This window comes from Xanthomonas sp. 3793 (genome assembly GCF_024806835.1).
Lineage (GTDB): Bacteria > Pseudomonadota > Gammaproteobacteria > Xanthomonadales > Xanthomonadaceae > Xanthomonas > Xanthomonas arboricola_F.
Window position 1 is genome coordinate 159,940 of record NZ_JANTYU010000007.1, and the last position, 25,882, is coordinate 185,821.

Annotated in this window: 22 protein-coding genes and 1 other RNA gene; 3 read left to right on the forward strand and 20 right to left on the reverse strand. The window is 67.7% G+C overall.

Annotation, left to right across the window (positions count from 1 at the left end; all coding sequences use genetic code 11):
• Positions 1 to 30 precede the first annotated feature (30 nt).
• Together FHY18_RS20520 and FHY18_RS20525 are read right to left on the reverse strand one after the other, a co-directional pair.
• Positions 31 to 573 (reverse strand): hypothetical protein, encoded by a 543-nt coding sequence (locus FHY18_RS20520; protein ID WP_259159527.1) that lies wholly within the window; start codon positions 571 to 573, stop codon positions 31 to 33.
• A gap of 122 nt (positions 574 to 695) precedes the next feature.
• Positions 696 to 1,991, reverse strand: a complete 1,296-nt coding sequence (locus FHY18_RS20525) for an acetyl-CoA C-acetyltransferase (RefSeq protein ID WP_259159528.1) — start codon at positions 1,989 to 1,991, stop codon at positions 696 to 698.
• An 88-nt stretch (positions 1,992 to 2,079) separates the two neighbouring features.
• Here FHY18_RS20525 and FHY18_RS20530 point away from each other — a divergent pair, with 88 nt between their 5' ends.
• Positions 2,080 to 2,964, forward strand: coding sequence for a hypothetical protein (locus FHY18_RS20530; protein WP_259159531.1), 885 nt, complete (start codon positions 2,080 to 2,082; stop codon positions 2,962 to 2,964).
• A 672-nt stretch (positions 2,965 to 3,636) separates the two neighbouring features.
• On the opposite strand, the gene FHY18_RS20535 is transcribed toward FHY18_RS20530, so the two are convergent.
• The 7 genes from FHY18_RS20535 to glnA all read right to left on the reverse strand — a co-directional run bounded on the left by FHY18_RS20535 (position 3,637) and on the right by glnA (position 11,679).
• Entirely contained in the window at positions 3,637 to 4,284 is a 648-nt protein-coding gene (locus tag FHY18_RS20535) for a superoxide dismutase family protein (protein WP_259159533.1), read from the reverse strand.
• 47 nt (positions 4,285 to 4,331) lie between these two features.
• Positions 4,332 to 4,931: a superoxide dismutase family protein gene (locus tag FHY18_RS20540; protein ID WP_259159534.1), complete on the reverse strand. Its 600-nt coding sequence runs from the start codon at positions 4,929 to 4,931 to the stop codon at positions 4,332 to 4,334.
• A gap of 519 nt (positions 4,932 to 5,450) precedes the next feature.
• Positions 5,451 to 6,878, reverse strand: coding sequence for a nitrogen regulation protein NR(I) (gene ntrC / locus FHY18_RS20545; RefSeq protein WP_259159535.1), 1,428 nt, complete (start codon positions 6,876 to 6,878; stop codon positions 5,451 to 5,453).
• Positions 6,871 to 7,926: an ATP-binding protein gene (locus tag FHY18_RS20550; RefSeq protein WP_005992718.1), complete on the reverse strand. Its 1,056-nt coding sequence runs from the start codon at positions 7,924 to 7,926 to the stop codon at positions 6,871 to 6,873. The genes ntrC and FHY18_RS20550 overlap by 8 nt, the downstream gene beginning before the upstream one ends.
• A 265-nt stretch (positions 7,927 to 8,191) precedes the next feature.
• Positions 8,192 to 9,634, reverse strand: coding sequence for an ammonium transporter (locus FHY18_RS20555; RefSeq protein WP_259159536.1), 1,443 nt, complete (start codon positions 9,632 to 9,634; stop codon positions 8,192 to 8,194).
• A 22-nt stretch (positions 9,635 to 9,656) separates the two neighbouring features.
• Positions 9,657 to 9,995, reverse strand: a complete 339-nt coding sequence (locus FHY18_RS20560; protein ID WP_002808480.1) for a P-II family nitrogen regulator — start codon at positions 9,993 to 9,995, stop codon at positions 9,657 to 9,659.
• Between the two features lie 274 nt (positions 9,996 to 10,269).
• On the reverse strand, positions 10,270 to 11,679 hold the full coding sequence (gene glnA / locus FHY18_RS20565; protein WP_104611882.1) for a type I glutamate--ammonia ligase: 1,410 nt from the start codon (positions 11,677 to 11,679) through the stop codon (positions 10,270 to 10,272).
• 224 nt (positions 11,680 to 11,903) lie between these two features.
• Between glnA and FHY18_RS20570 the strand changes: the two genes are divergently transcribed.
• Complete coding sequence (locus FHY18_RS20570) at positions 11,904 to 12,698, forward strand: undecaprenyl-diphosphate phosphatase (RefSeq protein WP_259159565.1); 795 nt, start codon at positions 11,904 to 11,906, stop codon at positions 12,696 to 12,698.
• Positions 12,699 to 12,830: 132 nt separating this feature from the next.
• Complete coding sequence (locus tag FHY18_RS20575; RefSeq protein ID WP_259159566.1) at positions 12,831 to 13,637, forward strand: META and DUF4377 domain-containing protein; 807 nt, start codon at positions 12,831 to 12,833, stop codon at positions 13,635 to 13,637.
• Between the two features lie 572 nt (positions 13,638 to 14,209).
• Here FHY18_RS20575 and FHY18_RS20580 read toward each other — a convergent pair.
• From FHY18_RS20580 to FHY18_RS20630, 11 genes are all read right to left on the reverse strand, one after another.
• Positions 14,210 to 14,821 carry a YbhB/YbcL family Raf kinase inhibitor-like protein gene (locus FHY18_RS20580; protein ID WP_259159567.1) on the reverse strand — a complete coding sequence of 204 codons (612 nt, stop codon included), beginning with the start codon at positions 14,819 to 14,821 and terminating at the stop codon, positions 14,210 to 14,212.
• Positions 14,822 to 15,566: 745 nt separating this feature from the next.
• Positions 15,567 to 17,639 (reverse strand): tetratricopeptide repeat protein, encoded by a 2,073-nt coding sequence (locus tag FHY18_RS20585; RefSeq protein WP_259159568.1) that lies wholly within the window; start codon positions 17,637 to 17,639, stop codon positions 15,567 to 15,569.
• Between the two features lie 445 nt (positions 17,640 to 18,084).
• The gene (locus FHY18_RS20590; protein WP_259159569.1) at positions 18,085 to 19,071 is read right to left on the reverse strand and encodes an alpha/beta fold hydrolase; all 987 of its coding nucleotides are present in this window, start codon (positions 19,069 to 19,071) and stop codon (positions 18,085 to 18,087) included.
• Positions 19,072 to 19,134: 63 nt separating this feature from the next.
• A complete protein-coding gene (locus FHY18_RS20595) occupies positions 19,135 to 20,034 on the reverse strand; it encodes a lysophospholipid acyltransferase family protein (RefSeq protein ID WP_259159570.1) in 900 nt (299 codons plus the stop codon).
• A gap of 21 nt (positions 20,035 to 20,055) precedes the next feature.
• Positions 20,056 to 20,484 carry a hotdog fold thioesterase gene (locus FHY18_RS20600; protein WP_259159571.1) on the reverse strand — a complete coding sequence of 143 codons (429 nt, stop codon included), beginning with the start codon at positions 20,482 to 20,484 and terminating at the stop codon, positions 20,056 to 20,058.
• Between the two features lie 305 nt (positions 20,485 to 20,789).
• A non-coding RNA gene (locus FHY18_RS20605) (sX9 sRNA) lies at positions 20,790 to 20,865 on the reverse strand.
• Positions 20,866 to 20,936: 71 nt separating this feature from the next.
• On the reverse strand, positions 20,937 to 22,958 hold the full coding sequence (locus tag FHY18_RS20610) for a phospholipase D family protein (protein WP_259159572.1): 2,022 nt from the start codon (positions 22,956 to 22,958) through the stop codon (positions 20,937 to 20,939).
• Positions 22,955 to 23,527 carry a YceI family protein gene (locus FHY18_RS20615; RefSeq protein ID WP_259159574.1) on the reverse strand — a complete coding sequence of 191 codons (573 nt, stop codon included), beginning with the start codon at positions 23,525 to 23,527 and terminating at the stop codon, positions 22,955 to 22,957. Before FHY18_RS20615 ends, FHY18_RS20610 begins: the two co-directional genes overlap by 4 nt.
• A gap of 3 nt (positions 23,528 to 23,530) precedes the next feature.
• Positions 23,531 to 24,007, reverse strand: a complete 477-nt coding sequence (locus FHY18_RS20620; RefSeq protein WP_005992684.1) for a histidine phosphatase family protein — start codon at positions 24,005 to 24,007, stop codon at positions 23,531 to 23,533.
• Between the two features lie 15 nt (positions 24,008 to 24,022).
• Positions 24,023 to 24,655 carry a ParA family protein gene (locus tag FHY18_RS20625; RefSeq protein WP_259159575.1) on the reverse strand — a complete coding sequence of 211 codons (633 nt, stop codon included), beginning with the start codon at positions 24,653 to 24,655 and terminating at the stop codon, positions 24,023 to 24,025.
• A gap of 148 nt (positions 24,656 to 24,803) precedes the next feature.
• Positions 24,804 to 25,865: a hypothetical protein gene (locus tag FHY18_RS20630; RefSeq protein WP_259159577.1), complete on the reverse strand. Its 1,062-nt coding sequence runs from the start codon at positions 25,863 to 25,865 to the stop codon at positions 24,804 to 24,806.
• Positions 25,866 to 25,882: the final 17 nt, after the last annotated feature.

Below are 25,882 nucleotides of genomic sequence, written 5' to 3' on the forward strand. Positions count from 1 at the left end.
CGGCGCCCACCCCAGGTGCGCCGCAGTGCATCAGCGCTGGCGCGATACCTGCGGCGGTGGCGGCAGGTCGCTCAGGAAGGCATCGCAGGCGCCCAGATAGCGCGCCTGCGCATGGTCGACCTGGGTCGGCGATAACACGCGCGCGCCCAGCCGTCCGATCAGCAGCATCGCTGCCATCACGCCGGCACCGATCAGCCAGCAGAACTGGCTATCGATCGACAGCCCGCAGACCAGCAACGCCACTACCGATGCCATCGCCACCGCGACATAGCGCACGCGGCGGCGCTCGTGTTGCGCGCACAAGGTAAGCACGTGCGCGCTGCGCTTGCGCAACGCAATGGCCAGGATCAGGTACGGCAACACGCCGAGCAGCAGCGCCGCGTAGATCACCGGGTGGTGCCAATGGAAGATGTAGCGACGCGGGGGCATGTCGGCCGGCACATTGCACTTGACGCACCGCGGCGGCAGATTGGCGCCCGCCGTACACACCAGCACATCGCCTTCGCGCCACACATCGCCCTGCGCCGGAGGCAGATAGAGCGTAGGCGGTTCGTGTGAATCAACGTTCGACATCCATGCGTCCTTGCAGGTTTGGGATTGGGGATTGGGGATTGGGGATTGGTGAAATCAGGAGTCCGCGCCTGCTTTTGCGAATCCCCAATCCCGAATGCCCAATCCCACGCTGCGCAGCAGCGTCAGCGCTCCACGATCGCCACCACGCCCATGCCGCCGGCGGTGCAGATCGAAATCAGCGCGCGGCCGCCGCCGCGTTCTTCCAGTTGCTTGGCGGCCGTGGCCACCACGCGTGCGCCGGTGGCAGCGAAGGGGTGGCCGGTGGCCAGCGACGAGCCCAGCGGATTGATCTTGTCCGGGTCGATACGGCCCAGCGGCGCGTCCAGTCCCAGACGCGTGCGGCAGTAATCCTCGCTTTCCCAGGCGCGCAGCGTGCACAGCACCTGCGCGGCAAACGCCTCGTGGATTTCGTAGATGTCGAAGTCCTGCAGGGTCAGGCCCTGGCGCGCCAGCATCTGCGGCACCGCAATGGTGGGCGCCATCAGCAGGCCTTCGCCATGCACGAAATCCACCGCCGACACCTGCGCATCGCGCAGATAGGCCATCGGGGTGTGGCCATGCGCCAGCGCCCAGGCTTCGCTGGACAACAGCACTGCGGCCGCACCGTCGGTCAGCGGGGTGGAATTGGCCGCGGTCAGCGTGCCGCGGCCGGAGCTCTTGTCGAAGGCCGGACGCAGCGTGGCCAGCTTTTCCAGCGAGGTGTCGGCACGCAGGATGTTGTCGCGCGAGACGCCGCGGAACGGCGCGATCAGCGTGTCGAAGAAGCCGCGCTCATAGGCAGCGGCCAGCTTGTGGTGCGATGCCACCGCCCACTCGTCCTGCGAATCGCGCGAGATGTTCCATTCCTTGGCCATGTCCTCGCAATGGTCGCCCATGCTCTTGCCGGTGCGCGGCTCGGCCACGCCGGGGAATTCGGGCTTGAGTTCGCTCAGCTTGAAGCCGCGCAGCAAGGCCTTGAGCTTGTCGCCGGTGGCCTTGGCGCGGTTGGCCGCCATCAGCCGCGCGCGCAGCTTCTTGCCGTAGACGATCGGCACTTCCGAAGTGGTGTCCGAGCCGCCGCCGATGCCCGAATCGATCTGGCCCAGCGCGATCTTGTTGGCGATGGTGATCACCGAATCCAGGCTGGTGCCGCAGGCGCGCTGGAGGGTGATGCCCGGCGTCAGCGGCGACAGCCCGGACGACAGCGCAGCCTCGCGGGCCAAGTTCCAGTCCGAGGAGTGCTTGATGACTGCGCCCATCGCCACTTCGCCCAGTTGCTGCCCATGCAGGCCGAAGCGCTCGACCAGCGCGCCCAGCGTGCGCACCGACATGCCCAGGTTGCCCACGTCCGCGTATGCGGTGTTCTGACGACAGAACGGGATACGAACGCCGCCCAGAATGGCGACGGGACGGGCTGCGGGCATCGGTTGACCTGGCATGAAGGACTCGGGGACATGGCCTGCACAGGGCCGGCAGGCATAATGGCCGCAGTGTAGCTTCGACCCCGTGATGGGCCAACCGCGAATCATGAGCAAGACCGAACACGGCGTGACCGCCATGGGTGTGATGGCGCTGGAATTGACGGGCGGCACCGCCCCCGAGCGCGGCGCCCTGGCGCCGGAGCAGGCCGGCATGCTGGCCGAACGCATCGGCCGCGACCTGGCGCAGTGGATCCCCGAGGTGCGCGAACTCGAGCTCAGCGTGGGCATGGCGCACTTCGACCCGGCTGAAGTGCTGCGGCCGGGCTGGCCGCTGCACCGCCGCCTGGAAGAACTGCATGCCCGCGCCCCGGGCCGCGACCAGGGCCCGCGGGTGCTGGCCTTCGGCGCCGATGCGCAGGGCGAGATTCCGCTGCCGTTCCAGGCCGATGCGCAGCTCACCGGTGGCGGGCTGCGCGTATTGCCGTTCCTGCTCACCGGCAACCCGCAGATCGTGGCCACCGTGGCCGAGGCGATGGAAGAGGTGCTGTTGGCCCAGGGCATGGCGCAGGCCGACACCGCGCTGCTGGCGCAGGAAAGCTTCGGTGCACGCATCGAACACGCGCGTTACCTCACCGCGCACGATCTGGCGGCGATGATCTCCATGCAGTACGACAACCAGGGCCTGGCCCCGTTGTGGCCGCTGATCGAAGCCGCCCTGCTGGCGCCGCATAGCGAAGAATGGCTGGAACAGCCGCCCGAGCCGGTGCTGCGCTACGTCGATGGCGAAGTGCGTATCGCGCTGTTCGACCCGGCCGGCTGGTGCGATTACTACGCGCACGACCGCGAAAACTGCGAGCGCCTGCGCGGCGTCTACGAACAATTCCTCTCACGCCAGCGGCAAATGGCCGCAGTGCTGGAGGCGCATGGCCTGCCGGTGCTTTATGTGCATGTGGAGCCAGGCCAGGATCCGCGGCAGGCATTGTCCGCATAAGCAGCACGCAGGTGTCCGCGATGCCTGCCTGACGACTGGGCGTGTTGGAGACCTGAGTGTCCGTGGCAGAGCTCGAGCGTGCCTGCGTCTTTCATGCGGGCGTGCCTTGCCTGCAGCAGATACGCCGAGACGCGCGCATGGCGACGTATGCGATTGCGCCCGCGCAGGTGTTGCTCCTGCAAGGCAGTACGACCACGGCTGTGCGCTTGCCCGGCAGCACCATTGCGCGCACGACGGATGCGGACACATCCACGACGCGTTGGCGATCGCCACCATGGGTAGGAGCGCGCTTGCGCGCGATGGGGCGTGATCGGTGAGGGCATTTCTCGGGTAACGCTTCATCGCGCGCAAGCGCGCTCCTACGGTGCTACGTGTTCTGCCGGCGTCGTGTTAGACGCACGCCACGCAGTGGCACGCGGTCGCCACGATGACGCACCAGTTGTTGATTGCATCGCTCGTCGGTGTGCCGGCCGCCTGGACGCATTGCAGCCCTCGGCGCAAGTCACCATGGCATTGGTAGGAGCGCGCTTGCGTACGATGAGGCGTGATCGGCGGGGGCATTTCTCCGGTAACGCTTCATCGCGCGCAAGCGCGCTCCTACGGTGCTACGTGTTCTGACAGCGTCGTTGTGGTCACGCCGGGGCATACCGCGGCGTGACCATCGACATTCATTTACTTGGTCGGTGCGGGCGCGTTGTCGGTGGTGATCACGCCGCAAGCCAGGCGGCCACCCGCATTGCCGGTAGGCTGGGTTTTGTAGTCGTCGGCATCGGCGTGCACGATCACCGCGTGACCAGCGATATCGAACTGGTCGGCCTTGCCGAGGTTGACGTTGCTCGACACCGGTCCGTCGATACTGGCATTGCCTTGCGCGTCGGCCTTGATGTTGGGCATGTCGCCGCCGTGGTGCGGGTCGGCACTGACGTTGCCATGGTCGGACTGGGCCGGATTGAAATGGCCGCCGGCGCTGCTGCCGTCCGGCGCGCTGCAATCGCCCTTTTCGTGGATATGGAAGCCGTGCTCGCTGTTGGGCTTGAGCCCACTGAGTTGACCGCTCACCCGCAACGCGCCGTCGACGGTCTTGAAGGTCACCGTGCCCTTGACCTCACTGTCCTTGGTCGGCTTGAGTTCGGCGGTGGCCGTGGTGGTGGCGGCCGCTTCGGTCACCATGGCGGCGGCGTGCTCGCCGCCGTGGGCCGCCTCTGCCGGCGTGCTGGCCGTCGGTGCGGGCGCGGGATCGGCCGGTGCGGGCTCGTCGCGTTTGCACGCGGTCAGCACCAGCGCGGTTGCCAGAAACAGGGTGGTGGGAAGAATGCGCATGGGAAAACTCCTGTAGAGACCGCAGTTGCGGCCATTGATGCCCCAACTCAGGGCTGCGAAGGGGGTGTGCGCCACTGGGTGACGCGGATGACGCCGCAGGCCAGACGGGCGCCGGCATTGCCGCCGGGTTGGCTGCGATAGTCGTCGGCATCGGCATGCACGATCAGCGCCTTGCCGATCACATCGGTGGGGGCGGCATCGCCCAGGGTGATGCCGGCGACGATCATGTCCAGGTGCGCGACACCTTCGGCATCGGCGCGCAGATTGTCCATGTCGCCGGCATGATGAGGATTGCTGCCGGCACGTCCGTGCGCCGATCCGGAGGGATTGAAATGCGCGCCCGCACTGCTGGCATCGGCCGCGCTGCAGTCGCCGCGTTCGTGCACATGGAAGCCCGCCACGCCGCCTGGACGCAGGCCGCCGACCGTGCCGGTGATGCGAATACCCTGCAGCGCTGGCACCAGCACGACCCGGCCGCTGACCAGGCTGCCCGAGGCCGAAGCCAGCGCGGCTTCGGCCTGCTGCACCGGACGCGCGGGCACAACGCGCGCCGCAGGCGGGGGCGGCGGTGGGGGCGGCGGGGTGGTGCTGCAGGCGGCAAGCGCCACAGCGGCTAGGGCAACGATCGTGGACGACCGATAACGCATCGAGCTGTTCTCCTGATCAGGCTGAAAACCTATGCGGGCGCGTGTTCACATGTCATGAAATGCGCTCGGGGCAGCTCACGAGTTTACGGGGCTGGTGTGTGGCCGGCCGGGATGCGCGCAAACAGCGCCCTCACCCCAACCCCTCTCCCGCAGGCGGGAGAGGGGCCCGAGCATGACGCTCGCTGCTCGCCTTCCCCGCGTTCCCGCCTTCCCTGCTCGCCTTCCGGGTTGCTTCCTTCCCTGCTCGCCTTCCGGATTACTTCCTTCCCTCGCTTGCGGGGGAAGGTGCCCGAAGGGCGGATGGGGGCGTCGTGCGCCGCCAGGTCATCGAGACAGTGGTGCCTGCGTGCAAGAACGCGGCGCGCTCATGCACGCTTGCCGGGGTGATGCTCGTCAATCTCGTCTGGTTCGCTGCTTGGCTCAACCACCTGCGCGCGCAGCACGGCGCTCCGCAGGCGCCCCTCACCCCAACCCCTCTCCCGCAGGCGGGAGAGGGGCTCGACTCCGGGTGTGGGCCAATCAGCGGCGCTTGCGCCCCGGCCCGAGCTTGCGGGTGACGGTGTTGCGGCCCAGCCCCAGGCGCGCGGCCGCTTCGGCACGACGGCCCTGGGTGAGTTGCAGGGCGGCTTCCAGCAGGGTCTTGTCCAGGCGCTCGCGCGCTTCGGCATGCAGGCCCTGGGCGCCTTCGCTCAGGCGTTGCGCGGCCCAGCTGGACAGCATGTCGTCCCATTGCCCGGCGCTGCTACGGCCGGTGCGCTGGCGGCCGCGCGCCAGTGCCGCGTCCACGTCGATCACATCGATGATGTCGGCGGTGGCCAGGGCGGCCAGGCGCCAGCAGACGTTTTCCAGTTCGCGCACGTTGCCGGGCCAGTCGTATTGGCGCAGATCTTCCAGCGCCGCCGACGACAGCCGCTTGGGCAGCATGTCGAGCTTGCGTCCGGCCATGGCCAGGAAATTCTCAGCCAGTTGCGCGATGTCGCCGCGGCGCTCGCGCAGCGGCGGCAACTGCAGGCGCACGACATCCAGGCGATGCAGCAGGTCGGCACGGAAGCGGCCTTGCTCGACCAGCGCTTCCAGGTCCTGGTGGGTGGCGGCGATCACGCGCACATCGACCCGGATCAACTCACGTCCACCGACGCGAAAGAATTCGTTCTCTGCCAGCACGCGCAGCAGGCGCGTCTGCAACGGCAGCGGCATGTCGCCGATTTCGTCCAGGAACAAGGTGCCGCCATCGGCTTGTTCGAAGCGGCCGATGTGCCGTTTGGTGGCGCCGGTGAATGCGCCGGTTTCATGGCCGAACAACTCGCTTTCCAGCAACTCGGCGGGGATGGCGGCGGTGTTAAGCGCCACGAAGGGTTTGCGCGCGCGCGGCGATTCGTTGTGCAGCGCGCGCGCGACCAACTCCTTGCCGGTGCCGGTTTCGCCGTTGATCAGCACCGACAGCGGTGCCTGCGCCAGGCGGCCGATGGCGCGGAACAAGGCCTGCATCGCCGGGGTATCGCCAATCAGCGCGGCCGACCCTTCGGCCAGCGGCATGCCGATGAGCTCGTCGACACCGGCACCGGCGTCGGGCAGCGCGCGGGCAGCCAGCGCCACCGCATCGTCCAGATCGAAGGGCTTGGACAGGAATTCGTGCGCACCGCCGCGGAAGGCGCCGGCGGTGCTGGCGACATCGGTATAGGCCGACATCACGATCACCGGCAACTGCGGGTGCTTGGACTTGAGCTTGTCGAGCAGGCTCAGGCCGTCTTCGCCGGGCATGCGCACGTCGGTGAACAGCAGGTCCGGGGTGGGCCGCATGGCCAGTGCCTGCAATGCGGCGGCGGCACTTTCGAAGCCATCCACCGCGTAGCCTGCGTCGCGCAAGGCGGTGGACAGCACGAAGCGCACCGAACGGTCGTCGTCGACCACCCAGATGTGGTGGGATGCGGCGGCGGCCTCAGCCATGCAGATGCTCCTTGTCGTGATCGCCGGCCAGCTCGGGCAGCAGCAGGGTAAAAACGGTATGGCCCGGACGCGAGCGGTAGGTCAGGGTGCCGTGGTGTTCGCGCGAGACCTGCTGGGCCAGGGCCAGGCCCAGCCCGCTGCCTTCCGCGCGGCCGCTGACCAGCGGCAGGAACAGGTGTTCGGCCAGTTCTTCCGGCACGCCGCCGCCGTCGTCGATGATTTCCAGCCGCAGCGACATCGCATGCACGCGGTCGCGGATGCGCTGGCCGTGTTCGACGCGGGTGCGCAGGGTCACCCGCGTGGCGCCGGCCTGGAACGCGTTGCGCACCAGGTTCCACACCGCCTGGGTGAGCCGGTCCACATCGCCGAGGATGTCGGGAATGCTGGGGTCGTAATCGCGTTGCACCTGCACCGACCAGCCGCCTTCGGCCTCGGCCAGGCGCAGCACGCGCTCGAGTACCACGTGGATGTTGAGGCGATCGTGCGGGCGCAGCGGCGATGGCGAGAGCAGGCGTTCGAGCAAGGTGTTGAGGCGTTCTATCTCGGTGCCGATCAGCTCGATCAGCTCGCGCTCGTCTTCATCGCGACCGGCCGAGCGGCGTGCCAGCAACTGCGCGGCGCCCTTCAGGCCGGCCAGCGGGTTACGCAGTTCGTGCGCCAGGCCCTTCAACGCAGCGCTCAAGGCATTGGGCAATGCGTGAGTGGGGTCCAGCGCGGGGAATTCGTCGACCGGGTGCGTCTCCAGCAACCAGCCACCATCGTCCAGCCGCGACAGCCAGCCTTCGGCAAAGCGTGGTGCGTCATTGGGCAGGCCCAGCGCCAGCCGGTGCAGGCGCAGCACGTCGCGTTCGTCGTTGAGCAGGAAACGCGCCAGTGCGTCGCCCTGCACTTCCAGCGCAGCCAGCGGTTGATCGACCAGCCGCCGTGCGCTGACGCCGAGCCAGCGCGCGAATGCCGGGTTGACCCCCAGCACGCGGCCTTCGCGGTCGGCCCAGGCCACCGGGGTGCCCAGGCTGTCGAGCGACGGTGTTGAGGTCGTCATCAGCATTGCACCAATTTAGTGCAAGCAGCATTGGCGTGCGCAACCGGCGCGCCGACCGCAGCCTGCAGCGAAGTGTCTAGGGCCGGGTCGCAATGGCATGGCCAGACCCGGCTCGCATCCGCGCCGACAGCGACGGGCGTGGGGCTGGTCATGCAGGCACCTCGGCAGTTGGTCCGCAGCCAGCAGGGCGGCGGCGGGAAAACGGACCCGGCGGGTTCTCCCGGCCGGGTCGTTGCGCCATCCGCGGCAGCGTGGCCGCGGGTGTGCATGCTCAGGACTCGTATGCGGCTTCGCCGTGCGAGGTGATATCCAGGCCCTCGCGCTCGGCTTCTTCGGTGACGCGCAGGCCGAACACCAGCTTGGCGACCAGGAAGCCCACCACCGACACCACGCCGATCCACACCACGGTGATGCCCACGCCCAGGGCCTGGATCTTCACCTGATGCAGGATGTCGTAGTCGCCGCCCTTCTGGCCGCCCAGCGAGGCCGCCGAGAACACGCCGGTCAGGATCGCGCCGATGATGCCGCCCAGGCCATGCACGCCGAACACGTCCAGGCTGTCGTCCGCGCCCAGCAGGCGCTTCAGGCCGGTGACGCCCCATACGCACAGCACGCCGGCCGCCAGGCCGATCACGATGGCGCCGAACGGACCCACGGTGCCGCAGGCCGGGGTGATGCCGACCAGGCCGGCGACCATGCCCGAGGCCACACCGAGGGCGGACGACTTGCCCTTGATGATCTTCTCGGTCAGCGACCAGCCCAGGATGGCGGCCGCGGTAGCCAGCAGGGTGTTGAGGAAGGCCAGCGCCGCACCGGCATTGGCTTCCAGGTTGGAACCGGCATTGAAGCCGAACCAGCCCACCCACAGCAGCGAGGCTCCGACGAAGGTCAGGGTCACGTTGTGCGGCTTGATCGCCTCACGCCCCAACCCGGCGCGCTTGCCGACGAAGTAGGCACCCACCAGACCGGCGATACCGGCGTTGATGTGCACCACGGTGCCACCGGCAAAATCCAGCGCGCCCAACCCGAACAGGTAGCCGCCGGTGGCCCAGACCATGTGCGCCAGCGGCAGGTAGCCGAAGGTGAACCAGATCACCGAGAACAGCAGCACCGCAGCGAACTTGGCGCGTTCGGCAAAGGCACCGACGATCAGCGCGCCGGTGATGCCGGCAAAGGTCGCCTGGAACGCCACGAACACGTATTCCGGCAGGCTGACGCCCTTGGTGAAGGTGGCCGACAGGCTCTCGATGGTCACGCCCTTGAGCAGCGCCTTGTCCAGGTTGCCGATCCACGGACCTTCGCCGGAGAACGCCAGGCTGTAGCCGTAGAGCACCCACAGGATGGTGAGCAGCGAGAACACCGTTGCGACCTGGATCAGCACCGACAACACGTTCTTGGCGCGCACCATGCCGCCGTAGAACAACGCCAGGCCCGGCACCACCATCAGCAGCACCAGCAGCGTGGAGGTCAGCATCCAGGCGACGTCGCCCTTGTCGACCACCGGCGCGGCTTCGGCCGCGGCGGCCGGCGCGGCGGCCGGCTGCGCAGACGGCAGCGGTTCGGTGGTGACCGGCTCGGTCGGCAACGGGGTGACCTGCGGGGTGGACTGCGCTTGCGCGCTGCCCATGCCGCCCACCACCAACGCGCTGAACAGCATCAGCATGCACACGCTATAGAACCGGGCTTTCCACCCGGCAAACAGAGCTGTCTTCATACGACCTCCGGAGGTGGGGGACTCAGAGCGCATCGGCGCCGATTTCGCCGGTGCGGATCCGCACCACTTGCTCGATCGCAGTCACAAAGATCTTGCCGTCGCCGATCTTGCCGGTGCCGGCCGCGTTCTGGATCGCTTCGACCACGGCGTCCAACCGGTCGTCGGTGACCACCGTCTCGATCTTGATCTTGGGCAGGAAATCCACGACGTATTCGGCGCCGCGATACAGCTCGGTGTGGCCTTTTTGCCGCCCGAAGCCCTTGACCTCGGTGACGGTAATACCCGACACGCCAGCGGCGGACAGGGCCTCACGGACCTCGTCGAGCTTGAACGGCCGGATGATGGCGGTGATCAATTTCATGCGCATACCCCGAAAGGTGGAAGGAACCGGCCGGCATTGCGCCGCCCGGCGGTGTCATTCACCTGGATGCCAACCCCGGCATCCAATCGTTCGCGGATCGCGCAGACCCCGACGGATGCCAGGCATCCGCCTCGTGGGAGAGGTCAGGCCCGCGCGCCGCGAACTGTGTGCTCTCTCGTTCCCCTCGACTCCACGGCGGTGCCGGGGAGCCATCGAACATGTGCGGCGATGGCGGAGGTGGGAGGGGGGGCCTCCGCCATCACCGCGGTGGAACTCAGTTGCCGTAGTACAGCTGGTACTCCAACGGATGGGTCGCAGCACGGAACTTGGTGACTTCCTGCATCTTCAGCGCGATGTAGCCGTCGATGAAGTCGTCGCTCATCACGCCACCGGCCTTGAGGAACTCGCGGTCCTTGTCCAGCGCTTCCAGGGCCTGATCCAGGCTGGAGCACACCTGCGGAATCAGCTTCTCTTCTTCCGGCGGCAGGTCGTACAGATCCTTGTCGCTCGGCGCGCCCGGGTCGATCTGGTTCTTGATGCCGTCCAGGCCGGCCATCATCAGCGCGGTAAAGGTCAGGTAGCCGGACTGCAACGGATCGGGGAAGCGCATTTCGATGCGGCGTGCCTTTGGGTTGGTGACCCACGGAATGCGGCACGAGGCAGAGCGGTTACGCGCCGAATAGGCCAGCATCACCGGCGCTTCGAAGCCCGGGACCAGGCGCTTGTAGCTGTTGGTGCCGGAGTTGGCGAAGGCGTTGATCGCGCGGGCGTGCTTGAAGACGCCGCCGATGTACCACAGCGCCAGCTGCGACAGGCCGCCGTAACCGTCGCCGGTGAACAGGTTGCTGCCGCCCTTGGCCAGCGACTGGTGCACGTGCATGCCGCTGCCGTTGTCGCCGACGATCGGCTTGGGCATGAAGGTGGCGGTCTTGCCGTTGCGGTAGGCGACGTTCTTGATGATGTACTTCATCGTCAGCAGTTCGTCGGCCTTCTGTACCAGCGAGCTGAACTTGGTACCGATCTCGCACTGGCCGGCGGTGGCCACTTCGTGGTGGTGCACTTCGGTTTCGATGCCGACCTGTTCCAGGGTCTTGATCATTTCCGCGCGCAGGTCGTGCAGGGTGTCGGTCGGCGGAACCGGGAAGTAGCCGCCCTTTACGCCCGGACGATAGCCGCTGTTGCCGCCGTCGTACTTTTCACCGGTGTTCCAGGCCGCTTCTTCGGAACCCACCTGGAAGAAGGTGTGGCCCATGTCGTTGGCGAAGCGCACCGAGTCGAAGATGAAGAATTCCGGCTCCGGGCCGAAGAACGCCTGGTCGGCGATGCCGGAGGACTTCAGGTAGGCCTCGGCGCGCTTGGCGATGCCGCGCGGGTCGCGCTCATAGCTCTGCATGGTGGCCGGATCGAGGATGTCGCAGGTCAGCACGATGGTCGGATCGGCGAAGAACGGATCCAGGTACGCGGTGCCGGCGTCGGGCAGCAACACCATGTCCGACTCGTTGATGCCCTTCCAACCCGCGATCGAGCTGCCGTCGAACATCTTGCCTTCTTCGAACAGCGCCGGCTCGATGATGTTGGCCGGGAAGGTGATGTGCTGCTGTACACCACGCATATCGACGAAGCGCAGGTCGACAAACTCGACCTTGTTGTCCTTGATCAGCTTTTCAACGTTTTCCACGGACATCGGAAGAAACCTCGGATTGGAGTGAAGTGGCTCGTGGGCGGAACTACAGCAGGGACCATGCCAAATGGCAGACTTTCACAAGTCGTTGATTTTGCTTGCGTCGCTTGAGGTCGCTCGCGGCTCGATAGCACCATTCAGGTGCTATCCGCGCAGAGGATGCACCGATATGGTGCATGCCGCAATGCACTATCCTGACGCCTCCCCCAATCCCCTCCTCACGTCCGATGTCCGATCTGATTTCCGCCCTGCTGTTGGGCATTCTCGAAGGCCTCACCGAATTCCTGCCGATCTCCAGCACCGGCCACCTGTTGATCGCCGAACAATGGCTCGGACGCCGTTCTGACTTCTTCAACATCGTCATCCAGGCCGGCGCGATCCTGGCCATCTGCCTGGCGCTGCGGCAGAAGCTGTGGACCCTGGCCACCGGCCTGGGCGAGCGCGCCAACCGCGATTACGTGCTCAAGATCGGCGTGGCCTTCATGGTTACCGCGGTGGTCGGGCTGATCGTGCGCAAGGCCGGCTGGCAGCTGCCGGAAACCGTGCATCCGGTGGCCTGGGCGCTGCTGATCGGCGGCCTGTGGATGCTGGTGGCCGAGCACTTTGCCGGCAAGCTGCCCGAGCGCGATGTGGTGACCTGGAAGGTGGCCATCGCGGTGGGGCTGGCGCAGGTGGTGGCCGGCGTGTTTCCCGGCACCTCGCGCTCGGCCTCGGCGATCTTCTTGGCCATGCTGCTGGGCCTGAGCAAGCGCTCGGCGGCGGCGGATTTCGTGTTCATGGTGGGCATCCCGACCATGTTCGCGGCCAGCGGTTATGCGCTGCTGGAGATGTACAAGGAAGGCGGCTTCGGCAGCGAAAACTGGGCCGATGTGGCGGTGGCCTTCGTGGCGGCGACCATCACCGGCTTTGTGGTGGTGAAGTGGCTGCTGGGCTACATCAAGAAGCACCGCTTCACGGTGTTTGCGGTGTACCGCATCGTGCTCGGCGCCGCCCTGCTGCTGTGGTTGCCGGTCGCGGCCTGACCCGCGAATGCGCATGCCCTGCCGGTCGCCACAGCGGCGCGCGGCGGGGCAACTGCACGGGCAGTGACGCCGGTCATTGCCGCCGCCGCGCGCTGGCGGTATCACTGGTGCCTTGACCACCGGGAGCCGCCGATGCGTGCCGTGTTCTTTGCCCCAGCCCTGCTGGCGGCGGGCGTGACGGCCTGCGGCTCGGGCGCAACGCCCGGTGCCGACGGCGCCGCGCCAGGCGCAACGTCCGCCTCGACCGCAGCGACCGCGCCCGTCAGCGACAACGCCCCGTTGCGCGCTGCCTTGCAGGCGCAGCACTGGCAGCTGCAGCAGGCCAGCGATGCGCACGGCACGGCCCTGCGCAGCCTGTTCGTGGCCGGCAGCGCGCCGCTGCAACTGGACTTTGCCGATCAACGCATCCAGGTCAGCCAGACCTGCAACGCGTTGGGCGCCAACTACAGCGTGGCCGATACGCAGCTGCAGATCGGCCGGGTGGTATCGAGCAAGCGGCTATGCGCGCAGCCGCGCAAAATGTCCCAGGAGCGCGCCGCCAGCGAACTGCTGTCCGGCAGCTTTGCGGTGACGCTGGACACCGCGCACGCCGCGCCCCGGCTGACCCTGATCCGCAGCGATGGCACCCGCCTGCTGTTCAACGGCGTGCCCACGGCAACCACCCGCTACGGCGGGCCCGGGCAGACGCTGCTGATCGAAGTGGCGGCCGACACCGTGCCCTGCGCCTCCGACCCATCACGCACCTGCCTGCAACTGCGCGAGCGCACCGACGGACAGCCGGCGACCGCTTCCTGGCGCCGCTTCGACGGCAGGATCGAAGGCTTCGACCACGAGACCGGCATCCGCACCCTGCTGCGCGTCACCCGCTATCCGCCGGCGGGCGGTCAGGATGGCGCGCCGGTCTATGTGCTGGAGCAGATGATCGAGGCGAGCGGCTAACGGGTGATGGGCCGGGATTGGGGATTGGGGATTGGGGATTGGGGATTGGGGATTGGGGATTGGGGATTGGGGAGTCGGGAGTCGGGATTGGTCTGACATCGAGCCGTTGCAGGTTCGGCCAGGCAATGGCGCTCTGCGACGCCCATGCCGATCGGCCAGGCGCGACGAGCCGGTGCTTGGCAGAACCGGCGGCCGCTTCGACGGCCCGAGGCATCACTTCGCTCATGCACACCGATCGACGTGCCGGTACGGTGCGGCGGGTACGCCAGACGCGCAGCGTCGCCTGCGTGCGAAGGCCGTGCACGACTCGCGTTGACTGGGCAGCCGACTGTCGGCTCGATCGAGCTGGCATTCGTTTCGTTCCCACCGCAAAGCCGCCGGCCACGCGGTCTGCTTCGCGGTCCTGGCGCGGCGACGGATTCAGCATTCGCGTGCCCTGCAGCGCCGCTTGGGCGAGACGCCATGCATGCAGGACGCGACTTGCCATGCGCCGGATCGAGCGTTCGACCCGAACGCCCTGCTCCCCTGTGGCGACCGCGAAGCCAGCGGCCACGCGGTCGGATTGCGCGGTCTCAGCGCAGCGACGGATTCAGCGTGTACGTGCCATGCAGCGCCGCTTCGGCCAGCACGTGGCCCTGGATGGCCGACAGCACATCGGCTGCAGTGAAGGTGGCGGGCAGGCTGAGCTTTTCCACATCCAGCGCAAACACCCGGAAGAAATAGCGGTGCAGGCGCAGATCGTTGAACGGCGGGTACGGGCCGTCGTAGCCCAGATAGTCGCCGGCCATGTCGGGATTGCCCGCGAACCACTGCGTGTAGGAGTTCAGGCCCTGGCGAGCGCCGGCGGGACCGACCGGCTGCTGCTTGCCCTTGGCCACGAAGCCGTCGCTGCAGCTGCCTGCGGCAATCTCGTGCACGCCAGCGGGGATGTCGGCCATCGCCCAATGCACGAAATCGGTGCGTGGCTGCTCGACCGGGATCTGCAGATCCTCACGGCCCACCGTCTCCGGCACCGTCGGCACATCCGGGTCCAGACACAGCAGCGCGAACGAACGCGTGCCTTGCGGGACATCGCTCCAGGCCAGATGCGGGTTGCGGTTCGGCGCGAAGCCGTCCGGGGTACCGGCAGCAAATTCCACTGCGATGGGCTTGCCGTTTTCGATGCTGGTGCTGGTCAGACGCATGCAAAGTCTCCGTGGATCCAAGCGCTCAGCCTGCCTGGATTGGCACCGCAACGGAAGCCGTCGCAGTGGAACCTTGTGTGGCACAGCTGGCGTCGTCCGGGTCTCTGAATCTCCGTAGGAACGGACCTGGCCGCGACGGGCTTCACCGGTATCGGCAACGCCTCGTCGCGGCCGGGTCCGCTCCTACGACAGCCCTGCGCACCGGGGATCTCCCGGCCATGGGTTGCAGGCATCGTTGAACGCCATCGGTGTCCACGCGTGCCGCGTCGTCCGGGCTCTGGGTCTATGTAGGAGCGGACCTGGCCGCGACAGGCTTCACCTGTATCGGTAACGCCTTGTCGCGGCCAGGTCCGCTCCTACGACAGCCTTGCGCACCGGGGATCTCCGGGCATGGGTTGCAGGCATCGTTGAACGCCATCGGCGTCCACGCGTGCCGCGTCATCCGGGCTCTGAATCTCCGTAGGAACGGACCTGGCCGCGACGGGCTTCACCGGTATCGGCAACGCCTCGTCGCGGCCGGGTCCGCTCCTACGACAGCCCTGCGCACCGAGAATCTCCGGGCATGGATCGCAGGCATCGCTGAACACCATCGGTGTCCACGCGTGCCGCGTCATCTGGGCTCTGGATCTCTGTAGGAGCGGACCTGGCCGCGACGGGCTTCACTGGTATCGGCAACGCCTTGTCGCGGCCGGGTCCGCTCCTACGACGGCGTCGCGCTTGTGGGATGTATGCGGCAGGCCGCGCGTCAGTCCTGCGGATACCCGAAGCGCACGGCGATCAGCGTCAGCAGGTCGAACTGGGCGCCGAGCACGCCGCGATAGTTGCGCCAGCGGCCGGCGGCCAGGCGGGCCGGGCCGCGTGGCTCGACCAGCGGGAAGCTCAGCCCGAACGCCTGCTCCAGCGCGGTGGAGATGCCCTGCGGATCGCTTTCGATGCCATCCAGGCGGATGATCCGGTGCGGATACAGATCGCGTTCGTGCAGCACGGCCAGCTGTTCCAGCGCGGCCAGCAGCCAGTCGGTGGCCTGCTGCGGCGACTGCACCGCCAGCGGGGCGGACGCGCCGGCCGAGAGCCAGTCCAGCAGCATGTCGCGCGGATCGCGCAGCGCGATCGCCAGCCGCCCCTCGGGCAGATGCGGGCGGAGCGCGGCGAGCAGGGTGTTGTCCCACCACAGCAGCCAGTCGATGACGTTGCCATCGTCGATGCCGCGGCGCGGCAGCTGTGCCTTCCAGCCTTCCACCAGGGCCATCGGCGCCAGTTCGCCGGATGCCAGCTGCTCGACGCTGCGATAGCTCTGCAACGCATCGGACGGCGGCGTGGCGCCGTAACGGTCGCCGCGCACCAGCGGGGTGGCCGCGTCCATCACCGCGATCAGGCGTTCGACATGCGAGCCAGGCGTGCCCCATACGAACAGCGGACGCGCGGTGACGGTGTCGGGAATGCTGCCCAGCGCCGGCCACTGCATCGGTTGTTTGGCGGCCTGCGGCGGCAACGGCAGGCGGTGCTGGGCCTGTTCGCGATGGAACTGCATCCAGGTCGCCAGGGCGGCGTCGGGCTGGCCGGCGCGGTCCTGCACATTGCCCAGCCAAGGCCGCAGGACGGTCTGCTGCGGTTCGGGCAAGGACTCGATCAAGGATTGGACACAGGCGATCGCTGCCGGCGGATCGCGCTCCAGCAGCGCTTCGACGATGCGCTGCTCACCGCTGATGCGGCCCGGCTCCACCGCCACGATCTGCCGCGCCACCATTTCCGCTTCGTCGGCATGGCCCTGCATGTCGTGCACGCGCATCAGCGCTTCCAGCGCGGGCAGGTGCTCGGGCATGCCCAGCAGCCAGCGCTCGATCACCGCCTGCGCCTGCGGCCCGCCGACCGGCTCCACTGCCAACCGCGCCAGCCACAGATCGTGCGCATTGCTGGAGGTGGCCAGCGCCGCATCCAGGGTGTCGCGCGCATCGTCCACCGCGCCCAGACGCTCCCAGGCGGTGAGCAAGGCATGCAAGGTGCGGCGGTCGGCCGGCCAATGCGCCAGCGCCAGGCGCAGATGCGCGGCTGCCTGGTCCGGGCGACCGGCCTGCAATTCCATTTCGCCGGCCAGCCGGCGCATCGCCGGACCATCGCCGTCGGGCTGCGCCAGCACGCCCTGCATCGCGCTCAGCGCGTCGTCCAGGCGGCCTTGCCGCTGGGCCAGCTGGGCGATGAAGGCGCGCAAGGCAGTACCCGGCGGATTGAGCTCGACCACGCGCTCGAAGGCGCGCTCGGCGAACGCAAAATGTTCCTTCTGCAGGTAGGCAAAGCCCAGCGCGAACATCACCCGCGGGTCGTCCGGCAGCTGCTCGGCGGCCCGGGTCAGCAGCGACAGCGCGCGGTCGCTCTGGCCGCGACGCATCTCCACCACACCATCGACCGCCAGCAGCTGCGGGTGGTCAGGAGACAGCCGTGCAGCGGTGCGGCTCAGCCGCTCGGCATCGTCCAGATCGCCGCGTGCCACGGCCAGATGCGCCTGCATCACGTAGGCGTTGAACTGGTTGGGATCCAGCGCGGTACTGCGCGACAACGCGGCATCGGCCGCGCTCAGATCGCGCGTGGCCAGCAGCAGCCCGGCACGCAGCAGATGCAGGTCGGCATCTTCCGGGGTCAGCGTCAGCGCGGTTTCGATGCTGGTCAGCGCCAGCGCCGGCTGACCTTGCTGCTGCAAGGACAGCCCGAGCCAGCGGTGCGCGGCAGCGTTGTCCGGCGCGGTGGTCGCCCACTCGCGGGCCAGCGCCACCGCATCGTCGGCCGCATTGCGGCGCAGGGCTTGAAGAATGGCGTCTTGCATGGCGGCGGCGTGTCCCGGACAAACCGCTATTGTAACGATGCGCGCTGCGGCGGCTTGGTGTACGCCCGACACTGCGGTCTATTGCCGCCCGCTTGCCGTGACTGCCCGAGAGTGTCTGCAAGGGCCGCTTCCATCGCCACTGCGGCTGTCAGCTCGAGTGACCGCACGGGTCGGACGTTGGCACGCGCGCCCACATCCGGCCAGGCACGCTTGCGCCGCAGGCCACAGAGCATCCCAGGGACAAGATGCCCCGCACACCAGAACGCAGCCTGGGCGCCGATGGCGGCCGGTCCTGTCTGTGCAAAGAACAGGATCTCGCCGGTTTGCGGGTAGGCGTAGAGCCTGAGAGCGCTGTCGTAGACCATCAGGCCACCGGCGAGCGCCGATGAAACCGCGGCCAGGGCACCCAGAGGCGGATGTCCTTTCAGCACGATTAGCGCGGCCGTTAGAGCGCTGCGGTGAGCCGTTCGGCCACCCAGCGCTCGGCGAATCCGTCGCCGCGGGCGTTTTCCAGAAAGCCGCAGTGGCCGCCCCAGCGCGCGATTTCCAGGTGCGCGTGCGCCGGCAGTTTCCAGCCGGCGAAGTCCTCGAACGGAATCACCGGGTCGTCTTCGGCCATCAGGATGTGCGAGGGCACCTGCAGGCCGGCCAGACGTTCGCCGGCGATCGAATAGCTGTCGAAATACGCTTCCAGCGAGCCGTGGCCGGTGTGCTGCACCGCCAGCCAGGCCATCAGCTCGCGCATGTCCAGCGCCAGGGTGGCGTCGTCGTAGCCGTGCTGGTCCGGGAACAGCTTGCGCTTGCGCAGCAGCGATTCGCGCCATTTGCGGCGGAAATACCAATCGTAGAACTGCGGGCCCTTTTCCAGCTGGGTCATGGTCGCAGCCGGGTCCAGCAACGGACACACCGCCGCCACCCGCGTCAGCGGCAGGCCGGCGGCCGGTGCCCGCAAGGCCAGCCGCAGCGCGAAGTTGCCGCCCAGCGAATAGCCGGCCGCCAGCAGCTGCGGCGCGGGAAAGCGCCGCCACAGATCGCCGGCCGCGTTGACCACCTCATCGATGCGATCGGAGTGGAACAGGTCCACATTGAGATGGTGGGTGTCGCCGTGATCGCGGAAATTCAGCCGGAACACCTGGTAGCCCAGGCCAAGCAGGCGCGCGGCGGTCAGCCGCATGTAGTTGGAATCGGCGCTGCCTTCCCAGCCGTGCAGCAGCAGCACGGTACCGCGCACCGGCGCATCGCCCGGCGGCACGCTCATCCAGCCCTGCAGGCGCACACCGTCGCCGCCGTCGAGAATATGTTCAGTGGTGACCGCGCCGCTGGCGCTCAGCAACTGACGGCTGCGCAGCCGGCGCAAGGCGCTGCTGCCCAGCACCGATTGCACGTGCGGATTGCGCAGCCAGCGCGGCGGCTGAAAGTCGGAGGCGTTCATGCGCTCATCGGGCCGGGCAGCAGGACGCCGGCCCCTGGATGGATGAGCGCGTGCATCGCCGGCTCAGGACTGCATCGCGGCGATGATGCGTTGACGCGAGGTGTCGGCCAGGCGGCGACGTCCTTCGACATCGAACGCACCGATCGGCTCCAGGAAATGCACTTCGGCCAGACGCGACGGCTCGCCGAGCAGGCGCACGATGTTGGCGAAGAAACTTTCGCGCTCGCCAAAGGCCACCACCGCCTGCGCATTGCCGCGCGCGCCGTAGCGCAGCGCCACCGGTTGCACCGGCACGCCGGCTTCCACCGCTGCCTGGAAGATGCGCGCATGGAACGGGCCGACCTCGGTGCCGCCGCGGGTGCGCCCTTCCGGGAACACGCCCACCGGCTTGCCGCTGCGCAGGCGCTGCAGCATTTCCAGCAGCACCCCACCCAGCGATTCGGTATTGCCGCGCTGATGGAAGATGGTCTGGCCCTTGGCCGCCAGCCAGCCTACCAGCGGCCAGCCGGCGATTTCCCGCTTGGCGACAAAGCCCATCACCCGCTGGCTGTGCAGCATGGAGATATCGACCCAGCTGACGTGATTGGCCACGAACAAGGTGGCGCCCGATAGCGGCGTACCGAAGCGGCGCAGCCGAAAGCCGAAGATGCGCATCAGGTTGCCCTGCCACCAGCGGATCATCAGCTCGTCCAGGGTGTCCGCGGGGCCGGTACGGATGCGCGCCAGCGGCGGCGTCACCACGCACAGCATGGTGATCGGCAGGCACAGGCACAGATGCAACAGCAGCAGCGGCACCCGATACAGGTACCGGAACCAACGCAGCGGGCCGCCAGCGTCGCGCGTGGCGTCCAGGGATGACTCGCTCATTCGACGAACGGGACCGGTAACGGGAGAAGGAGACACGACTATTGTGACAGCAGCTCGGCCGCGGCGCAGTGCCGGCAGCGGGTGGTGCTGTTCCACTGATGCAACTGCCAGGCGTACTCAGCCATGGGTGCGCGCCACCACGGCCAGGGTCAGGCGCGAGACGCAGACGCGCTTGCCGGCCGGATTTTCGATGACGATGTCCCAGACCTGGGTGCTGCGCCCTACATGCACCGCGCGCGCGGTGCCGGTGACCAGGCCCTCGGTGGCCGCGCGCAGGTGGTTGGCATTGATCTCCAGCCCCACGCACATCTGGGTGGTCATATCCACGCACAGGTTGCCGGCGCTGCTGCCCAGGGTTTCGGCCAGCACCACCGAGGCGCCGCCATGCAGCAGGCCATACGGCTGTTTGGTGCGCGCATCCACCGGCATGGTGGCGCGCAGCCAGTCGTCGCCGGCTTCGGTGAACACGATGCCCAGCTGCTCGATCAGGGTGTTTCGGCTGGAGGCATTGAGGGCGGCTAGATCGACGGGAGCGCGGAAGGTCATGGCTGGGGAATGGGGAATGGGGAATGGGGAATGGGGAATGGGGAATGGGGAATGGGGAATGGGGAATGGGGAATGGGGAATGGGGAATGGGGAATGGGGAATCAGGAATCGGGAATCGCATCGGCGGGAGCGTGGCTGGTGCAACGCCTGCCGCTGCCTGGTGGATTCAAGGCTACTGCAAGTCGGGGTCGCTGCTTGCCCCGGATTGGCGGGAGTGGTCGCGCCGCCCGGCTGACAGGGCGGTCCGACGCCATGCCGGCAACCAGTGCGCCGCTCGTTTCTGTCGAAAGATGCAGCCTTGGAGCGGCCAACACAACGTAACGAACAGTCGTGGGCGGGTGCGGACGGCACGCCCGGAACCGGCGGGTGCGAGGGCCACATGCCGTACCGGGCAAGGCCGCGCCCGCTGGGCGGTGAGCACGGCCACCTTGTCGGCTGCTCTTAGCGGTCGATCAGAGAATCGGCACCAGGCCGGCGCCGAACGCGGTCAGCATGCGCACCAGCAGCCATTTCGGCCCGACGTTGACCTCGGGGAAATCGCCTACCGCCACATAGCACTGCCGGAACTGCGGGTCCTGGCGCTTGAGCGGGAACGGGCAACCCGGGCCCGGCTGGAACTCGTAATTGGTGGCGTAGCGCCACGGCCAGAAGTCCAGCACCGGCAACGCTTCGGAGACTTTGCCCACGCTATAGTTCAATCCGCTGAGCACCGGCGGCTTTTCGCGCGGAGCCACTGTCCAGGCATTTTCCGGGCGCATGTCGCGCTCGATGCTGGCGGCCAGCGCCTGCGCAAAGCGCGCATCGTCGATCACCACCGCCGCTTCGGTGTTGTAGTTCTCGCTGCGCGGATCGAAGTTGTGCGTGCCGATCACGCCGATGCGGCGATCCACCACCAGCGATTTGGCGTGCAGCCCCATGCGCGCGCCGGCGCGGGTGACCGGCAGCGGCTTGTTGACCGCGCGCGTGCCCAGAAACGACGGCCGGGTTTCGGTACGGAGCACGCGGCGGTCGACCTCGCTGCCGCCGGGCGCGCGGCCGGCGCCGCTGCCGCGCAGCGCGCTGGCCGGCGCCGTTTGCCCGCCGGCATCGCCACCAGCGCCACTGCCACGCATCGCGTTGCCGGCCGCACTGCCGCCGATCAGCCGATTGGTGCGGCTGTCTTCATTGACTTCGGAAGCTGGATTGAGCGGGTCCGGCACCAGGTTGGCGTAATCCACCGGCGCATCCAGCGGAAATGGCTTGAATTCGTACAGGTTGAAGCCCAGCTCGCGCATGTTGCGGCGTTTGAACTTGTACGACAGCGCATACACGATGGGGTTGTCGGTGGCTGCCAGGCTATTGGTCGACACCACGATGCGCGGCGGCTGCGGGCGACTGCGCAGCGCGCGGAAGATCGCCTGAGCCTCGTCGGACAACACCAGATACGGCGTTTGCAGCAGCACTTCCTGCTGCGCGCCGGCGATCAGGCCGTCCAGTTCCGGCGCCGTCGACACCGCCTTGGACGCATGTTCCTTGCGATGCTTTTGCGGCAGGTCAGCTACGTAGAGCACGCGCTGCACCGACATCGCCGGCGCGACGAAGGCATCGCGCACGAACTGCGGATCGCGCGCTTCCTGGTCCACCCGCCCCACCCGATCCGGGCGCCGGAACTGTGCCGGCGGCATCTGCGGGGCGCCCTGCTCCAGCAGCAGCCTGCCCACATCGTTCAGGCGCTCGGCCGGCACGCTGCGCCGTGCGCGCCAGAACGCATCGAAGTTGGCCGCCATCGCGCGCACTTCCGGGCCGGCCAGGATCACGTCGCGGTCGCGGAAGTTGTACTCGCTGTCCCAGTCGTAATAGTCGTCCTGGTAATTGCGCCCGCCGACCACCCCCAGCACGTCGTCCACCACCAGCAGCTTGTTGTGCATGCGCTGGTTGAAGCGCCGGAAACAGCACAGCACGCTGCCGGCGTAATCGAAGTAATTGAGTTTGACCTTGCCGAAGGTGGGGTTGTAGATGCGCAGCTGCAGGTTTTCGTGGGTGCTGGCCAGCGCGCCGAGAATCTGCAGGTCGGCGATTGCCGACAGCTGATCGATCAGGATCCGTACCTTGACCCCGCGCTGCGCCGCATCGGTCAGCGCGTCCAGCACCATGCGCGCGCTGTCGTCCTTGTCGAAGATGTAGGTCTGCAGATCGATGCTGCGGGTGGCGCTGCGGATCAGGTTGAGCCGCGCCACCAGGGATTGTTCGCCGTGGTCGACGATGGTGGCGTAATGGCGTGGCGCGGCCGCGGTGGAAGCGGTGATGGCATCGCCGCCCAGCGTGCGCAGCGGCGAGGGCTGGGCGCAGTGATTGGCCTGGGTGCAGCTCACCACGGTGCTACGCGCCGCAGCGGCGACGCCGGCAGCACGGTTGCGTTCGACTTGCGACAGGCCGGCGCATCCGGTGCCGAGCAACAGGGTTGCCAGCACAAGCAGCCTCAACAGGAGCCTCACGGGCGCCGCGCCTCCTGCAACCGCCCACGCAGAATGAATGTCACCCTGTCGCCCAGGGCCATCTGCCACGCATTCATTCCGTAACGTCCACGCAGGACCGTACCTCGACTGATCACATCGCAATCATAGCCCGGCCGCGCGCATTCAGCCGGTGCAACGTGCAAAGTCTCGACGTGGGTGATTCCACGGATGGTCAGGTTGCCGGTGATGTTGCCGCCGTCCTTGATCGCTTCCTCGGTGTAGGGCAGCGACTCGAATTCCACCACCGGGTAGCGCGCCACATCGAAGAAATCCTCGCCACGCATCCAGCCGGTATAGCGGTCCTTGCCCGGAATCTCCACCTGGGTGGCATCCAGGCGGAACCTGACTTGCTGGCGTTTGTCGGGCAACTCCACCACTTCACCGCGGAAACGTGGGAAGAACCCCTCGATCTTCATGCCGAAGCGGGTCTTGATCTCGAACCCGAAGCGCGATTGCACCGGATCGATGAGGTGCACTTTCTGCTGCGCAAGGCAGGGGAGCGCGACCCAGAGCGCGAGCCAGGCGAACCAGCGCAGCGACGATGACACGGATCAAGGCCACCAGAAGGCGGTCAGGCGGGCGATCCCTGGCTCGATGGTGGCGTCCAGCGGCAGGGCCAGCAAGGCGATCGAGGCGGTCGGCATGCCGCGGTAATCGCCGGTCTGCCCGCTATGCATCAACGCGGCCAACCGCTCCAGGCCCGGGTTGTGGCCGACCAGCAGCAGGCGCTCGGCCTCGCGGTGTTCGTCGACCAGGCTGGCCAGGGTTCCCGGTGTTGCTTCGTAAATGCGCTCGTCCAGACGTTGTTCGATATAGCCGGTGAGCTCGAGCACCGCTTCCAGGGTCTCGCGGGCACGCCGTGCCGGCGAGCACAGCACCCGGTCGGGCACCAGCCGCTGTTCGCGCAGCCAGCGCCCGGCCGATTCGGCCTCGGCGATGCCGTGCGGGGACAGCGGGCGGTCGAAGTCGGCCTGACCGGTATCGGCCGGCTCGGCATGGGCGTGTCGCAACAAGATCAATTCGCGCATAGGAACTTTCCGGTTCTAGGACTTCTTGAGCCACTTCAACAGCGGCTCCCAGTCCTGTTGATGGTCGCGCACCTGCGCCGAGCGGTAATCGAACAAGCTGCGCCCCAGCCCGGCCATGACCACGTAGGCCTGGGTGTCGCGCAACTGGGTCACCAGCGGATAGGGCCAGGTGCCGATCATGTCGGCGGCCTGCTGCGAGGTCTGCGTCCAGGGACGGGCGCGGTTGAGCACCAGGCCCACCGGGAGCTTGCGCTGGTGCACGCGCGGCACCTTGGCCAGCGTGTTGAGGAATCCCACCACCGCTTCGATATCCAGTGCCGACGACAGCACCGGCACCACGATGGCGTCGACATGGTCCAGAAAGCCGCTCAGGTCGTCGGCCATCGCACCGGCCGGAGCATCGATGATCAACTGGTCGGTGCCATCGGGAACCGCAGCCTGCCAGTTGCGGCGCTTGGTGGCGTCGATCGGCAGCACCGCACTTTCGAGGCTGGCGCGTCGTTGCGCCCAGCGTGTGGACGAGCCTTGCGGATCGGCATCTGCCAGCACGGTGCGCTGGCCTTGCAACGCCGCGTGTGCGGCCAGATTGGTGGCGATCGTGGTCTTGCCGACGCCGCCTTTGGAGGCGGCCACCAGGACTGTCTTCATGCACGCCTCGCTTCCGGGAGCAAGCCGGCAGCGTACACCGCGGCAAGGTGAGGAAGTAGTCGAAACGCGTTAAACGCGATACGCGCGTTCGTCGTCGCAGTGCAGCATCGGCGCAGGGTTCAGCCGCGCCCGCATGCTGCAAGGCCATCTATCGACGCAGTGCCGCGACCGGATGCCAGTGTGCCGGTGGCAAGGCGGCAATGCCGTTGCGCCGCAAGTACGCGCGCAGCGAGGGGATTTCACCTTGCGTCAAGGTGGCCTCAAGCTCAGCGGCGGCGGTGGCAACACCGGGCGGGCGGCTGTGTTGATGTTGCTGCAACCAGCGCAACTCGCGCACCCGCGCGTGCCAGTACGCCGCGTCGCCGCCGGTGCTCAGCGCCGCCATGCGCTCGGAGCCGATCAACGCCGTTACCAGCATTGCGTCGTCATTGCCCAGGGCGCCGAGGATGGCCATGCACTCATCGCGCAATGCAGGTGCGGCGATGGGCGGGGTGCATCGTCGCGTGATCTCGACCAGCGACGGAATCACCTGGGCCGCCCAGGTGCCGACCGCGTAGCTCATCGCCATCTCTGCGCCGGTAGACGGCAGGCCTTGTGACTGTAGTTGCGCGCGTAGCTGCACCGATTGCAGTTGCGGCCATTGCACCCCGGCATAGGCCGCGTGCAAGGCCTGCCCCAGCGCAACCGCGCCGCTGTCGAAATGGTCCGCGCGTGCGGCGGCCTGCCAGGCAGATTCGGCGGCAATGCGATCGCCGCGTCGCTGCGCGGCGGTGAAGGCACGCAACGGCGGATCGGCGTTGCCGGCATCGGCCTGTTCCAAAAAAGCCAGTGCGCCGACGGGGTCGCAGCGCAGCTCTGCAGGACAGCCGTTGGCCTCTGCGCGCGCGACCAGCAGATCGCGTGGCCGTGCATCCAGCGCCCCCTGCAGCAGTGCCCGCTGGGCCGGCGCATAGCCGGTGGCGGCGGACTGCGTATCAGCCGGCGTGTCATTGCCGAGCCATAGCAGGCCTGCAACATAACGCTGACCCGGCTGTCCGCTGACGGCCAGTGTCTGCAGCCGCGCCTGCATGGCCTGGCCAACCTGCTGCACCCACTGCTGCACCTCGGGTGCATCGGCGGGGTCGGGCGTGCCAGGCGCTGTTGCCGCAGAGGCGGACAGGCTGGCGCCAAGGCACAGTAACGCGACTCCGATTCGACGATATCCCTGCATGTGGTCGTCCTGCGTGT